Consider the following 12,614-nt stretch of genomic DNA (forward strand, 5'->3'; position numbering starts at 1 on the left):
CCCCACCTCCCCGGACGCCACGGCCAGCACGGTCTCCCCGGATCGGCCGCGCGTCCGCCGCTGCCGCCGTCGGGCCCGCAGCAACCCGTGCCCGGCACCACACCCCCGCCCCACCCCGGCCCCGGGCCACAGCCGCCGCACGGAGCCCCCCTTCCCCCCGCGGCCCCGGGCCCCCAACCCCCCGCCGCCGCTCCTCCGGGCCCACCCGGCGCCATCGCCCCCTCAGGCCCCCAGCAACCCCCCACCCACCCGGCCCCCTCGGGACCGCAGCAGCCCCCGACCGCGTGGAACTCCCCCAGCGGCGCACAACACCCCCACCCACCCGGACAGCAGCCTCCCGCCGCCCCGGTGCCACCTGCGGACCAGCCGATCCAGGGCAGGGTGGTTCCTCCCGGAGGAATCGGCTCCGGAATGGAGGACGCGACCCAGATCGTGCCTCCGGTCGGCGACGACGCGGCCACCCAGGCGATCCCGCCGCTACGTGAGGACTCCGCGGCCACCCAGGCGATCCCGCCGCTGCGTGAGGACTCCGCGGCCACCCAGGCGGCCCCGGACGACGACATGTTCGGCGGGCTGCCGATGTTCCGCGACGAGGTCCCGTCCCAGCAGGACTCCCCGGACAGCACCGCCGAGATCGACATGTCCGAGTACGACGCCTACGAACGCGGTCGGCGGGGCCGCCGCGGCGTGTCCAGGGACAGGTCCCGGATCCTGCTCGTCGGCGCCGGGTTCGCCGCGCTGCTGCTGGTCGGCGGAGGCGGCGCGTTCCTCCTCGCCTCCACGGGCGGGGAGTCCGCTCCGAGCTCCGCCGGCGACTACGACGTCTCCAGGGTCGCCGACGAGTCGGCCGACCCCGAGGCGCTCAAGGCGGGAGAGCTGTTCGCCCAGGAGACCCTGGAGGTGAACGGTGAGACCTTCACCCTCCTGCTGACCGACGACACCGACAAGTGCGCGACCACCGCGCACGGCGACTACGCCCAGGTGCTCACCGACAACGAGTGCCGTCAGGTGGTGCGGGCGACGTACGTGAACGAGGACGGCACCCGCGCCGTCACCGTCGGTGTGGCCGCCATGTCCGACTCCGACGGCGCGAAGGCCGCCGGCGAGGCGCAGGACCCCGGGGCCACCCGGTGGTTCGCCGGACTGGCCGGACAGGAGGGCAGCGGGGCCGAGCGGATGGACATCGCGGGCGGCCACGCCTCCAGCGCCGTCTGGGGCCGCTACGTGGTCTTCTCCCTCGCCGCCAACGCCGACGGCCGCACCCCGCAGGAGGAGAACCCGGAACTGGCGGAGATCAGCGACTACTTCGTCGACGTCGCCCTGGCCCCCCTGGGGCAGCGCGCGGCGGCCTGAGGATTCCCAGGACCCCCGACCCGAGGGGCTACCGGTACCGGGGGAGTCGGGGGGAGAGGAGTTGCCGGGCGGCCCCGGCCCGAATCGGGTCTCCTGTGGTCTCGACCCCGGGGGGAAGCGGCGCAAGGAGACACCCGCCCCTCGACGTTCCCCCTCGGGGCCTGGGTCGAAGGCCCGGTGAGGCCGGGCGCCCCCGGCCTCACTCCTCCGCCTGCTCCTCCGGGCGCTCCAGGACGCGGAACCTGCGGGTGGCCGCGGCGCGTGCCGCCAACTCCTCGTCCGGGGGATAGCGCACCTCCTCCAGGGTGAGACCGTGCGCGGCGACCACGTGCACGGCGGAGTCGCGCACCCCGGCACGCAGCACCCGGGACGGCCATACCGGATCGCGCCGACCGTCCCCGACGGCGAGCAGCGCGCCCACGAGCGCACGCACCATGTTGTGGCAGAACGCGTCGGCCTGGACGGTGCCCGCGTACACGTGCCCGCTCTCCCGCGTCCACGCCACGCGCTGGAGTTCACGAACAGTGGAGGCCCCCTCACGCCTGCGGCAGTAGGCCGCGAAGTCGTGCTCGCCCAGCAGCGCGGCCGCGGCCTCGTTCATCCGCGCCACGTCGAGCGGGCGGCGGTGCCACAGGACGTCGCGGCGGCGCAGCGGGTCCACTCCGCCGGGCGCGTCGCTCACCCGGTAGACGTAACGGCGGAACAGCGGGGAGAAACGCGCGTCGAAGCCCGGAGGCGCCGGCCCCACCGCGTTCACCCGGACGTCCGGGGGCAGCACCCCCGCCAGGCGGCGCAGCAGCCGCTCCCCCTCGGTCTCCCACACCGCTGCCGGAACGTCCAGGTGGGCCACCTGGCCTCGGGCGTGCACCCCCGCGTCGGTACGGCCCGCCACCGTCAGCCGGGGCGCGCGAAGCCGCAGCACCCGGGCCAGCGCCGCCTGGAGTTCTCCCTGGACGGTGCGCCTGCCCGGCTGCTCGGCCCAGCCCGAGAAGTCGGTGCCGTCGTAGGAGATGTCCAACCGCAGCCGGACCAGAGTCTCTTCCGTCACTTCTGCTGTCTCCGTCTACGACGAGTGCCCGGTCCCTGCTCAGGGACCGGGCACTCAACCATCTGTGGAAGGCGTCGAGCTACTTCTCCTCGGCCGAGCCCTCGGCCTGCGAGGTCTCGGTGGCCTCGGCGGTCTGCTCGGAGGTGGCGCCCTCGGCGGGCTGGTCGCCGGCCTCGGCCGCGGGCTGCTCGGCCCTGGCCTCCTCGGCCTGGTCGTTCCTGCGGGTCGTGGCGGCGGGCGCACTCAGCGCCTCGACGAGCTCGATCACGGCCATGGGAGCGTTGTCGCCCTTGCGCGGACCGATCTTGGTGATCCGGGTGTAGCCGCCGTTGCGGTTCTCGTAGCGCGGGCCGATCTCGGTGAACAGCTCGTGCACGACGGACTTGTCGCTGATCTTGGTCAGCACCTGGCGACGGGCGTGCAGGTCACCGCGCTTGCCGAGGGTGATCAGCTTCTCGGCGTACGGACGCAGGCGCTTGGCCTTGGCCTCCGTGGTCTTGATGCGACCGTGCCGAAACAGCGAGGTCGCCAGGTTCGCCAGCATGAGCCGCTCGTGCGCCGGGCCGGCGCCCAGCCGAGGCCCCTTGGTTGGCGTGGGCATGTGTCGTTCTCCTCGTACGCGGCCGATCCGGTCGTTTCGCGACCGGATCGGCCAAGGTCTGTGGGCTAGTACTGCTCGGTCTCGACGTAGGACTGGTCGTCGTCACCGTAGGAGTCGGCCGCGCTCCCCGGGTCGAACCCGGGCGGGGAGTCCTTCAGGGAGAGCCCCATGTCGGTCAGCTTCTGCTTGACCTCCTCGATGGACTTCGCGCCGAAGTTCCGGATGTCCAGGAGGTCCTGCTCGGAGCGGGCGACGAGTTCGCCGACCGTGTGGATGCCTTCGCGCTTGAGGCAGTTGTAGGAGCGAACCGTGAGGTTGAGGTCCTCGATCGGCAGTGCCAGGTCCGCGGCCAGCGCGGCGTCCGTGGGAGAGGGACCCATGTCGATGCCCTCGGCGTCGACGTTGAGTTCGCGGGCCAGCCCGAACAGCTCCACCAGGGTCTTGCCCGCGCTCGCCACGGCGTCCCGGGGCCGGATGGCCGGCTTGGTCCAGACGTCGAGGATGAGGCGGTCGAAGTCGGTGCGCTGCTCGACACGGGTCGCTTCGACCTTGTAGGTGACCCGCATCACCGGGGAGTAGATGGAGTCGATCGGAATCCGACCGATCTCCTGCCCCGGCTGCTTGTTCTGGGCTGCGGAGACGTAGCCGCGGCCGCGCTCGACCGTCATCTCCATCTCCAGCTTGCCCTTGCCGTTCAGGGTCGCGATGTGCAGGTCGGGATTGTGCACCTCGACCCCGGCGGGCGGCGCGATGTCAGCGGCGGTGACCACCCCGGGCCCCTGCTTGCGCAGGTACATCAGCACCGGTTCGTCGTGCTCGGAGCTCACGACGAGGCCCTTGAGGTTCAGGATGATCTCGGTGACGTCCTCCTTGACGCCGGGCACGGTGGTGAACTCGTGCTCGACGCCCTCGATGCGGATGCTGGTGACAGCGGCACCGGGGATGGACGACAGCAGGGTACGGCGCAGTGAGTTGCCGATGGTGTACCCGAAGCCCGGCTCCAGGGGTTCGATGACGAACTTGGAGCGGAACTCGGAGATCGACTCTTCGGTCAGGGTGGGACGCTGAGCGATCAGCATGGTCCGTTACTTCCTTTCCCACGGCCGCCCGCTATATGACGGCCACTGGACGGCCCCGCGGTGTGCGGGACCACAACTGTGGACTGCCCGGCCCGCCCCTCCGCCAAGCATCGCGCGGCGGAGGCGGCGCCGGTCGGCGCGACCGGGGTCAGACCCGGCGGCGCTTCGGCGGACGGCAGCCGTTGTGCGGAACCGGCGTGACGTCCTGGATCGAGCCGACCTCGAGGCCGGTCGCCTGAAGCGAGCGGATCGCGGTCTCACGGCCCGAGCCCGGACCCTTGACGAAGACGTCGACCTTGCGCACCCCGTGCTCCTGGGCGCGGCGCGCGGCGGCCTCGGCGGCCATCTGCGCGGCGAACGGGGTGGACTTGCGCGAGCCCTTGAATCCGACCTGCCCGGAGCTGGCCCACGAGATCACCGCGCCGGTGGGGTCGGTGATGCTCACGATCGTGTTGTTGAAGGTGCTCTTGATGTGCGCGTGTCCGTGGACGACGTTCTTCTTCTCTTTGCGACGCACCTTGCGCGCGGCGCCCTGACGGCCCTTAGGCGGCATTCCCTACTCCCAAGATCATCGATCCGTTGCTGGTGCGGACCCGGCTGTGAAGGGTCGGGCCCGGACGGACTACTTCTTACCGGCCTTCTTCTTGCCGGCCACGGTCTTCTTCTTGCCCTTACGGGTCCGCGCGTTGGTCTGGGTGCGCTGGCCGCGGACCGGCAGGTTGCGGCGGTGCCGGATTCCCTGGTAGCTGCCGATCTCGATCTTGCGGCGGATGTCGGCCGCGACCTCGCGGCGCAGGTCACCCTCGACCTTGTAGTTGGTGTCGATCCACTCGCGCAGCCTGACCAGCTCCTCCTCGGAGAGCTGGTAGACGCGGGTGTCGGGGCTGACACCGGTGTTGGCGAGGGTTTCGGCCGCGCGGGTGCGACCGATACCGTAGACGTATGTGAGAGCGACCTCCACCCGCTTCTCGCGGGGGAGGTCGACGCCGGCGATGCGCGCCATCGGGGCGTACTCCTTGCTGTTCGGCGGAGGTCTTTCCCGTCCCGCCTCCCTCTCGCCGCCCAACGACGAGGCCCCGGCCTCCGACCGGGGGTGCTCCCGGGGCTGAGACGCCCGACGGGATGGGAACGGGATTCTTCACAGTGCGCCGCCGGTACGGCGTCTGCCGCAACCGACGGAGTTCTCGACGTCGAGAAGCGCGGGACTCAGCCCTGGCGCTGCTTGTGCCGCGGGTCCTGGCAGATCACCATGATCTTGCCGTGACGGCGGATCACTCGGCACTTCGCGCAGATCTTCTTGACGCTCGGCTTAACCTTCATGGTCGCTCCGGGTCCTGGGTCCGCCTGCGCCGACCGCGGAGCGGCGGACGCGAGCGGAGAAGCTACTTGTAGCGGTAAACAATGCGCCCGCGGGTGAGGTCGTACGGGCTCAGCTCCACAACGACTCGGTCGTCGGGAAGAATACGGATGTAGTGCATCCGCATCTTGCCGCTGATGTGGGCCAGCACCTTGTGCCCGTTGTCGAGCTCCACTCGGAACATAGCGTTGGGTAGGGACTCGATAACGGAGCCCTCAATCTCGATGGCGCCGTCTTTCTTAGCCATATCCTCCACGCTTCTGGAATCGGCCCCGTGGACACGGGGACTACGGGTGCGGATCGCTTCGAATGTGATCCGGCGCCCCGGTGATGAGAATTGATCGCTGAAATTTCAGGTCAACTGCAATATTTTACGCCACGTGAACCGCAGACGCTAATGGAGGCAGCCTGACCCAACAACCCGAGTGTGGGCAGAACCAGTCTACCCGCTCCGCGGATGTCTTCGCCCCGACCGCCCCGCGGGGCGCGCCCCGGCAGTCGGCCTACCCCCGGCGTGTCCGCTGGACCCCCAGGGCGACGACTCCCATGATCACGGCCCAGAGTCCGACCGCCGCGAGGTACCACGCAAGGTCCGCGCCGAGAGCGACGAAGACGATCATCTCAACAACGAGGAGGAGCGTGTTCATTCCGCCCCCGACCAGCCAGTAGCCGAACGGTACGGGAAGACCCGCGTCGCCGCGCGTGCGCGGGAGGGCGCTCGCCACCAGTCCGGGCAGGTCGGCCAGGTCCCTGCCGGGAAGATCCTCGGTGAGAAGGGCCAGCTCGCCACGGGTGCGCGCCCGGTAGACCGCTTCCATCCGCTCGGCGAGTTCGTCGTCGTCCAGGCGCCCCTGCGCGAAGTGCTCCCGCAGTCGCTCGGCGACGCCCTCCCGATCCGCATCGGAGGCCCTGATGTGGGGACTGGACCCAGACACCGCACCGCCCTTTCCCGTCCGACCGGACCCGACTCCTCACACGCTACGGTCCCGGCGGGAGAAAGGCCAGAAGAACCGTGCCCGCGTGGAAAAACGTCCGCGGGCCGCCCGTTCGACGGACGGCCCGCGCGGACCTCGGAGGAGCAGGGTCAGGAGTCGGGATCGGGGAACCCGAGAGAGGCGATCTTCTCCCGATTCTCCTCTCTGGCGGTGAGCACCAGCGGTCCCCCGGCGGTGATGGCCACCGAGTGCTCGAAGTGCGCCGAACGGCGACCGTCCCGGGTGACCACGGTCCAGCCGTCCTCCAGAACGTGGACGTGTCGCGTGCCGAGGTTCACCATCGGCTCGATCGCCAGGCACATCCCCTCGACCAGGCGGATGCCCCGGCCGCTCTGCGCGTAGTTGAGGACGTGCGGCTCCATGTGCATCTCGGTGCCGATGCCGTGCCCGCCGTACTCCTGGACGTTGCCGAACCGCCCCCGGGAGACGATGTGGTCCTCGATGGCCCGCCCGATGTCACCGAGTCGGTTGCCCGGCCGCATCTGGGCGATGCCCTGCCACATCGCCTCCTCGCACACCTCCATCACGGTGCGGTCCTCCTCGCGGACCGGTCCCACCGCGACGGTGATGGCGGAGTCGCCGTGCCAACCGTCGAGGATGGCACCGCAGTCGATGGAGATGATGTCACCGTCCGCGAGGATCTTGTCCTCCCGGGGGATCCCGTGCACCACCTCCTCGTTGACGGAGGCGCAGATGGACCCGGTGAAGCCGTGGTAGCCCTTGAAGGACGGCACGGCTCCCGCGTCCCGGATGCTGCGCTCGGCGATGGCGTCCAGTTCGAGCGTGCTCATCCCCGGACGCACCGCCGCGCGCAGCACATCAAGCGTGCGGGCCACGACCCGACCCGCGGCCCGCATCTTCCTGATCTCGGCCGGAGACTTCAGCTGGATCCTGGTTCGGCCTCTGCGCAACATCAGGCCTTGCTCTTCAACGCCGCCATGGCCCGCTGGGTGACCTCTTCGATCGGACCGACCGCGTCCACCCTCACCAGCAGTCCCCGCTTCTCGTAGAAGGAGACCAGTGGGGCGGTCTGCTCCCGGTAGACGACCAGCCGGTGCCGGATCGTCTCCTCGTTGTCGTCGCTGCGGTTGTCGATCCGGGCACGCTCGGCGAGCCTCCGGACCACCTCCTCCTCGTCGACGACGAGTTCCACGACGGCGTCGAGCCGCACATCCAGCTCGTCCAGCATCGTGTCCAGCGTCTCCGCCTGCGCGAGGTTGCGCGGGAAGCCGTCCAGGAGGAAGCCCGCACGGGCGTCTTCCTCGGCCAACCGGTCCTTGACCATGGCGTTGGTGATCTCGTCGGGGACGAGATCACCGCAGTCCATGTAGGCCTGGGCCTGTTTACCCAACTCTGTGCCACCGCTGACGTTGGCACGGAAGATGTCTCCGGTGGACACCTTCGGAATCGACAACTCGGACGCCAAGATCTGGGCCTGGGTGCCTTTTCCAGCCCCCGGAGGTCCCACCAGTACGGCACGCATCTATCGCAGAAAACCCTCGTAGTTTCTCTGCTGGAGGTGACTCTCGATCTGCTTCACCGTGTCCAGCCCGACACCGACCATGATCAGAATGCTGACGCCGCCGAACGGGAAGTTCGCCGCGGCCCCGGAGGTCCCCAGAGCCACCATCGGCAACAGCGCGATCACACCCAGGTACAGCGCGCCAGGCGTCGTCAACCGGGTGAGGACGTAGTCCAGGTACTCGGCCGTCGGACGTCCCGGGCGAATACTCGGGATGAACCCACCGTACTTCTTCATGTTGTCGGCCACTTCAGCGGGGTTGAAGGTAATGGCCACGTAGAAGAAGGCGAAGCCCACGATCAGCAGGAAGAAGGTGCTCAGGTAGACCGGGTGGTTGCCCATCGGGTTGAAGTAGGTGTTGAGGAAGCTCACCACTCCGCTGTCCGACTCGGCCCCCATCAGTCCGACCACCAGGGTCGGCAGGTACAGCAGGGACGAGGCGAAGATGACCGGGATGACACCGGCCTGGTTGACCTTCAGCGGAATGTAGGTGGAGCTGCCCCCGTACATCCGGCGGCCCACCATCCGCTTGGCGTACTGCACCGGGATGCGCCGCTGGGCCTGCTCGATGAAGACCACACCGGCGATGAGGACCAGTCCCGCCACGCAGATCAGGGCGAAGACCCACGCGGGGTTCTCGCTCCAGATGCGCATCATGCCGGAGGGGAACTCCGCGACGATCTGGGTGAAGATCAGCAGCGACATGCCGTTGCCGACACCCCGCTCGGTGATCAGCTCACCGAACCACATGATGACGCCGGTGCCCGCGGTCATCACGAACACGATCGTGATCAGGATGGGCAGCTCGTAAGAGGTCCCGAGGAAGGGCATGTACTGCTCGGGGTAGCAGGTCGTCCCCTGGAAGAGCTGTCCGGTCCGGGCCATCGCGATGATGCTCGTGGACTGCAGGACGGCCAGGGCGATGGTCAGGTAACGCGTGTATTGTGTGATCTTGCTCTGACCGGCCTGCCCCTCCTTCTTCAGCGCTTCGAGTCGCGGCACCACCACGGTGAGCAGGTTCAGGATGATGCTCGCGGTGATGTAGGGCATGATGCCCAGCGCGAAGACGGCGAGCTGCAGCAGCGCGCCACCGCTGAACAGGTTGATCAGCGAATAGACGTTCGAGGCACCGGTCTCGGTCGTCTGCTGGACGCACTGCTTGATGGCGACGCTGTCGATTCCCGGCGAGGGGATGACGGCGCCGAGCCGGAAGATCGTCAGGATGAACAGTGTGAACAGCAGCTTGTTACGTAGCTCAGGCGTGCGGAACGCACGGACGAACGCACCTAGCACGTCTCCTCCTGCCAGGCGTCGACGGCGCAGCCGATTCGAGACATCGCGGCCGATCCTGGATCGTCGTAATCGTTGGCTCGGTCAGAGCGACCTGAGCCCAGTCGGGTCAAGCAGATGGCACATTAGCAGCCATCGAACAATTGGTGTGGACCACGAAGTTCACAATAAGAACACACTCGGTGGCACACCGTACCAGGGAACCCCCCCAAAACGGACAGGGGCGTCCACCGGTCTTCCCAATCTAATGGGCATGACCGATGAACGCCCCCACCAGCACCCGGGGATGCCCTAAACCTCGGTGACGCTACCACCAGCCGCAAGGATCTTCTCCTTGGCGGAACCGGAGAACGCGTTCGCGCTCACCCGGACCGGAACCGAGATCTCTCCGGTCCCCAGCACCTTGACGGGCTGGTTCTTGCGGACCGCTCCCTTGGCGACCAGGTCCGCAACGGTGACCTCGCCGCCCTCGGGGTACAGCTCGCCCAGCTTGTCCAGGTTCACCACCTGGTAGGTGGTCTTGAACCTGGCGTTGCTGAACCCCTTCAGCTTGGGCACCCGGCGGATGAGCGGCATCTGACCGCCCTCGAAGCCGACCGGGACCGTGCTGCGTGCCTTGGTGCCCTTGGTGCCGCGACCCGCGGTCTTGCCCTTGGACGCCTCGCCGCGACCCTTGCGGGTCTTGGCCTTGTTCGCGCCGGGAGCCGGACGCAGGTGGTGGATCTTGAGCAACTCGTTCGGGGAGTGGCTCTCGCTCATGAGCTGACCTCCTCGACAGTGATGAGGTGCGCGACGACGTTGATCTGTCCGCGGACCTCGGGGCGGTCCTCGCGGACCACCGACTTGCCGATTCGCCCGAGGCCGAGGGAGGCGAGCGTGTCACGCTGTTTCCGCCTGCCGCCGATCTTGGACCGGACCTGCGTGATCTTCAGCTTCGCCATGGCCTACACCCCCGCCTTGGCTTCCGCGCGGGCACGCAGCATGGACGCCGGGACGACGTCCTCCAGCGGCAGGCCGCGCCGGGCGGCGATCTCCTCGGGACGGCTGAGGCTCTTGAGAGCGGCCACCGTCGCGTGCACGATGTTGATCGGGTTGGACGACCCGAGCGACTTGGTCAGGACGTCGTGAATGCCGGCGCACTCCAGCACGGCACGCACCGGACCACCGGCGATCACACCGGTACCGGGGGCGGCCGGGCGGAGCAGGACCACGCCGGCGGCGTCCTCTCCCTGGACCTGGTGCACGATGGTGCCCTGGATCCGGGGGACTTTGAAGAAGTTCTTCTTGGCTTCCTCGACACCCTTGGCGATCGCCGAGGGCACTTCCTTGGCCTTGCCGTATCCGACGCCGACCATGCCGTTGCCGTCGCCGACGACGACCAGAGCGGTGAAGCTGAACCGGCGGCCGCCCTTGACGACCTTGGCGACCCGGTTGATCTTCACAACGCGCTCGATGTAGGAGACGCCCTTGTCAGCGGAACCGCCGCGGCGATCGTCACGGCCGGAACGCCGCTCGCCACCGGCGCCGCGCCGCGGAGCTGCAGCCATCAGTGGTTCCTCTTCCCGTCGATGAAAATGCGGTTGTCAGGAGTCATCACTAGAACTCCAGGCCGCCCTCGCGCGCGCCGTCCGCCAGCGCCGCGACACGGCCGTGGTAACGGTAGCCGCCACGGTCGAAGACCACGGCGGTGATCCCGGCGGCCTTCGCACGCTCGGCGAGCAGCTTGCCCGTCAGGTGCGACTTCTCCGTCTTCTTGCCCTCTTCGCCGCGGATGGAGACGTCCAGCGTGGAGGCGGACGCCAGGGTGATGCCCTTGGTGTCGTCCACGAGCTGCGCGACGATGTGCTTGAGGGAGCGGGTGACAACCAGACGCGGACGCTCCGGCGTGCCCCGAACCTTCTTGCGGACCCGCAGGTGGCGGCGCGCCCGGGCGGCCGCGCGCGCGGAAGTGCCCCTGCGGGTAAGCGACGACCTCTTCGTCATGCTTACTTACCAGCCTTTCCGGCCTTGCGGCGGATTCTCTCACCCTGGTAGCGAATGCCCTTGGCCTTGTACGGGTCGGGCCTGCGCAGGCCTCGGATGTTCGCCGCCACCTGACCCACCAGTTGCTTGTCGATTCCCTCGACGTGCAGCAGGGTCGGCTTCTCCACCCGGAAGGTGATGCCCTCGGGCGGCTCCACGACGACGGGGTGGCTGTATCCCAGGGAGAACTCCAGGTTCGATCCCCTGGCCTGGACGCGGTAACCCACACCCGAGATCTCCAGGGTCTTGGTGTACCCCTTGGACGTGCCCTCGATCAGGTTGGCGATCAGCGCACGGGTCAGGCCGTGCAGGGAGCGCGTCTCCGGGTTGTCGTCCGGACGCAGCACCTTGATCTGACCGTCTTCCTGAGCGACCGTGATCGGCCGGGCGACGGTGTGCTTCAGTTCGCCCTTCGGTCCCTTGACTTTGACGTCTTGCCCGTCGATGGTGACTTCGACGCCCTTGGGGACCGAGATCGGCAGTCGGCCAATTCGCGACATGCTGAAATCTCTTCCTCTACCAGACGTAGGCGAGGACTTCGCCGCCCACGCCGTTCTTCTTGGCCTGCTTGTCCGTCATCAGGCCGCTGGACGTCGAAATGATGGCCACGCCAAGGCCGCCCAGGACCCGCGGAAGGTTGTCCTTCTTCGCGTAGACCCGAAGGCCGGGCTTGGACACGCGACGGATGCCGGCGATGGAGCGCTCACGGGTGGGACCGTACTTCAGGGCCACCACCAGGTTCTTGCCCACCGGCGCGTCTTCGGTACGCCAGCTCTGGACGTAGCCCTCCTTCTGGAGGATCTCGGCGATGTGCGCCTTGATCTTGGAATACGGCATGATCACGCTGTCGTGGTATGCCGCGTTCGCGTTGCGCAGACGTGTGAGCATGTCTGCGATCGGGTCGGTCATCGTCATGGCCGATTGGCCCTTCCTCGCTGCGGTTTCCCCGGAGACGGAGCTCTCCCTCGGAGTCCGCTCCCCCACTCCTGTGGGGACCGTCCGGGGACCTGCCGCGTGGTCACGGGCATCGGGCGGGCTGCTGCCCGGCGCGATGCCCTGTCGGTTGAGAACACGTGTCCGACGGCGGGTTCATCGAACCCCTCCGTCTATCTGCCGGGGGTCGGCCAGGGCGGCCGACCCTACGAGCTCACTCGTTACCAGCTGGACTTGGTGATGCCCGGCAGCTCGCCCCGGTGCGCCATCTCACGGAAGCAGATGCGGCACAGGCCGAACTTCCGGAAAACGGCACGCGGGCGCCCGCACCGCGAGCATCGAGTATACGCACGAACCTGGAACTTCGGCTTCCGGTTCGCCTTGGCGATCAGAGCCTTCTTGGCCATCCCTACT

General features: G+C 68.4%; 19 protein-coding genes. 1 reads left to right on the forward strand and 18 read right to left on the reverse strand.

Going from position 1 to position 12,614, the window contains the following annotated elements:
• Positions 1-411: 411 nt before the first annotated feature.
• Positions 412-1,353 (forward strand): hypothetical protein, encoded by a 942-nt coding sequence (locus NI17_RS16140; RefSeq protein ID WP_234401667.1) that lies wholly within the window; start codon positions 412-414, stop codon positions 1,351-1,353.
• A gap of 199 nt (positions 1,354-1,552) precedes the next feature.
• On the opposite strand, the gene truA is transcribed toward NI17_RS16140, so the two are convergent.
• The 18 genes from truA to NI17_RS16230 all read right to left on the reverse strand — a co-directional run bounded on the left by truA (position 1,553) and on the right by NI17_RS16230 (position 12,607).
• Positions 1,553-2,401 (reverse strand): tRNA pseudouridine(38-40) synthase TruA, encoded by an 849-nt coding sequence (gene truA, locus NI17_RS16145; protein WP_068688334.1) that lies wholly within the window; start codon positions 2,399-2,401, stop codon positions 1,553-1,555.
• A 79-nt stretch (positions 2,402-2,480) separates the two neighbouring features.
• Positions 2,481-3,002 (reverse strand): 50S ribosomal protein L17, encoded by a 522-nt coding sequence (gene rplQ / locus NI17_RS16150; protein WP_068688333.1) that lies wholly within the window; start codon positions 3,000-3,002, stop codon positions 2,481-2,483.
• 65 nt (positions 3,003-3,067) lie between these two features.
• Complete coding sequence (locus tag NI17_RS16155; RefSeq protein ID WP_068688331.1) at positions 3,068-4,081, reverse strand: DNA-directed RNA polymerase subunit alpha; 1,014 nt, start codon at positions 4,079-4,081, stop codon at positions 3,068-3,070.
• Positions 4,082-4,229: 148 nt separating this feature from the next.
• Positions 4,230-4,634, reverse strand: a complete 405-nt coding sequence (rpsK, locus tag NI17_RS16160; protein ID WP_119268191.1) for a 30S ribosomal protein S11 — start codon at positions 4,632-4,634, stop codon at positions 4,230-4,232.
• A 69-nt stretch (positions 4,635-4,703) separates the two neighbouring features.
• Positions 4,704-5,084 carry a 30S ribosomal protein S13 gene (gene rpsM / locus NI17_RS16165; protein ID WP_068688329.1) on the reverse strand — a complete coding sequence of 127 codons (381 nt, stop codon included), beginning with the start codon at positions 5,082-5,084 and terminating at the stop codon, positions 4,704-4,706.
• Positions 5,085-5,287: 203 nt separating this feature from the next.
• On the reverse strand, positions 5,288-5,401 hold the full coding sequence (gene rpmJ / locus NI17_RS16170; protein ID WP_068688327.1) for a 50S ribosomal protein L36: 114 nt from the start codon (positions 5,399-5,401) through the stop codon (positions 5,288-5,290).
• A 62-nt stretch (positions 5,402-5,463) separates the two neighbouring features.
• Complete coding sequence (infA, locus tag NI17_RS16175; RefSeq protein WP_017593374.1) at positions 5,464-5,685, reverse strand: translation initiation factor IF-1; 222 nt, start codon at positions 5,683-5,685, stop codon at positions 5,464-5,466.
• Between the two features lie 256 nt (positions 5,686-5,941).
• Complete coding sequence (locus tag NI17_RS16180) at positions 5,942-6,373, reverse strand: DUF1707 SHOCT-like domain-containing protein (RefSeq protein WP_068688325.1); 432 nt, start codon at positions 6,371-6,373, stop codon at positions 5,942-5,944.
• A 149-nt stretch (positions 6,374-6,522) separates the two neighbouring features.
• Positions 6,523-7,347, reverse strand: a complete 825-nt coding sequence (map, locus tag NI17_RS16185) for a type I methionyl aminopeptidase (RefSeq protein WP_068688324.1) — start codon at positions 7,345-7,347, stop codon at positions 6,523-6,525.
• Positions 7,347-7,916: an adenylate kinase gene (locus NI17_RS16190; RefSeq protein ID WP_068688323.1), complete on the reverse strand. Its 570-nt coding sequence runs from the start codon at positions 7,914-7,916 to the stop codon at positions 7,347-7,349. The genes map and NI17_RS16190 overlap by 1 nt, the downstream gene beginning before the upstream one ends.
• The gene (secY, locus tag NI17_RS16195; protein ID WP_068688321.1) at positions 7,917-9,248 is read right to left on the reverse strand and encodes a preprotein translocase subunit SecY; all 1,332 of its coding nucleotides are present in this window, start codon (positions 9,246-9,248) and stop codon (positions 7,917-7,919) included.
• 288 nt (positions 9,249-9,536) lie between these two features.
• Entirely contained in the window at positions 9,537-10,004 is a 468-nt protein-coding gene (rplO, locus tag NI17_RS16200; protein WP_068688319.1) for a 50S ribosomal protein L15, read from the reverse strand.
• Positions 10,001-10,186 (reverse strand): 50S ribosomal protein L30, encoded by a 186-nt coding sequence (rpmD, locus tag NI17_RS16205; RefSeq protein ID WP_068688317.1) that lies wholly within the window; start codon positions 10,184-10,186, stop codon positions 10,001-10,003. The genes rplO and rpmD overlap by 4 nt, the downstream gene beginning before the upstream one ends.
• Before the next feature lie 3 nt (positions 10,187-10,189).
• Positions 10,190-10,792 (reverse strand): 30S ribosomal protein S5, encoded by a 603-nt coding sequence (gene rpsE, locus NI17_RS16210; RefSeq protein WP_068688315.1) that lies wholly within the window; start codon positions 10,790-10,792, stop codon positions 10,190-10,192.
• 49 nt (positions 10,793-10,841) lie between these two features.
• Positions 10,842-11,228 (reverse strand): 50S ribosomal protein L18, encoded by a 387-nt coding sequence (gene rplR, locus NI17_RS16215; protein ID WP_119268192.1) that lies wholly within the window; start codon positions 11,226-11,228, stop codon positions 10,842-10,844.
• A gap of 2 nt (positions 11,229-11,230) precedes the next feature.
• The gene (rplF, locus tag NI17_RS16220) at positions 11,231-11,767 is read right to left on the reverse strand and encodes a 50S ribosomal protein L6 (protein ID WP_068688311.1); all 537 of its coding nucleotides are present in this window, start codon (positions 11,765-11,767) and stop codon (positions 11,231-11,233) included.
• A 16-nt stretch (positions 11,768-11,783) separates the two neighbouring features.
• Entirely contained in the window at positions 11,784-12,182 is a 399-nt protein-coding gene (rpsH, locus tag NI17_RS16225; protein WP_068688309.1) for a 30S ribosomal protein S8, read from the reverse strand.
• Positions 12,183-12,421: 239 nt separating this feature from the next.
• Positions 12,422-12,607, reverse strand: coding sequence for a type Z 30S ribosomal protein S14 (locus NI17_RS16230; protein ID WP_068688307.1), 186 nt, complete (start codon positions 12,605-12,607; stop codon positions 12,422-12,424).
• Positions 12,608-12,614: the final 7 nt, after the last annotated feature.

It is taken from the genome of Thermobifida halotolerans, assembly GCF_003574835.2.
GTDB lineage: Bacteria > Actinomycetota > Actinomycetes > Streptosporangiales > Streptosporangiaceae > Thermobifida > Thermobifida halotolerans.

Bases quoted from the DNA above. Each gene is read 5' to 3' on its own strand.
- rplF (WP_068688311.1), bottom strand. From the start codon at position 11,767: ATGTCGCGAATTGGCCGACTGCCGATCTCGGTCCCCAAGGGCGTCGAA.
- NI17_RS16190 (WP_068688323.1), bottom strand. From the start codon at position 7,916: ATGCGTGCCGTACTGGTGGGACCTCCGGGGGCTGGAAAAGGCACCCAG.
- rpsH (WP_068688309.1), bottom strand. From the start codon at position 12,182: ATGACGATGACCGACCCGATCGCAGACATGCTCACACGTCTGCGCAAC.
- infA (WP_017593374.1), bottom strand. From the start codon at position 5,685: ATGGCTAAGAAAGACGGCGCCATCGAGATTGAGGGCTCCGTTATCGAG.
- NI17_RS16140 (WP_234401667.1), top strand. From the start codon at position 412: ATGGAGGACGCGACCCAGATCGTGCCTCCGGTCGGCGACGACGCGGCC.
- NI17_RS16155 (WP_068688331.1), bottom strand. From the start codon at position 4,081: ATGCTGATCGCTCAGCGTCCCACCCTGACCGAAGAGTCGATCTCCGAG.
- rpmD (WP_068688317.1), bottom strand. From the start codon at position 10,186: ATGGCGAAGCTGAAGATCACGCAGGTCCGGTCCAAGATCGGCGGCAGG.
- rpsM (WP_068688329.1), bottom strand. From the start codon at position 5,084: ATGGCGCGCATCGCCGGCGTCGACCTCCCCCGCGAGAAGCGGGTGGAG.
- rplQ (WP_068688333.1), bottom strand. From the start codon at position 3,002: ATGCCCACGCCAACCAAGGGGCCTCGGCTGGGCGCCGGCCCGGCGCAC.
- rpsE (WP_068688315.1), bottom strand. From the start codon at position 10,792: ATGGCTGCAGCTCCGCGGCGCGGCGCCGGTGGCGAGCGGCGTTCCGGC.
- rplR (WP_119268192.1), bottom strand. From the start codon at position 11,228: ATGACGAAGAGGTCGTCGCTTACCCGCAGGGGCACTTCCGCGCGCGCG.
- NI17_RS16230 (WP_068688307.1), bottom strand. From the start codon at position 12,607: ATGGCCAAGAAGGCTCTGATCGCCAAGGCGAACCGGAAGCCGAAGTTC.
- rplO (WP_068688319.1), bottom strand. From the start codon at position 10,004: ATGAGCGAGAGCCACTCCCCGAACGAGTTGCTCAAGATCCACCACCTG.
- rpmJ (WP_068688327.1), bottom strand. From the start codon at position 5,401: ATGAAGGTTAAGCCGAGCGTCAAGAAGATCTGCGCGAAGTGCCGAGTG.
- rpsK (WP_119268191.1), bottom strand. From the start codon at position 4,634: ATGCCGCCTAAGGGCCGTCAGGGCGCCGCGCGCAAGGTGCGTCGCAAA.
- map (WP_068688324.1), bottom strand. From the start codon at position 7,347: ATGTTGCGCAGAGGCCGAACCAGGATCCAGCTGAAGTCTCCGGCCGAG.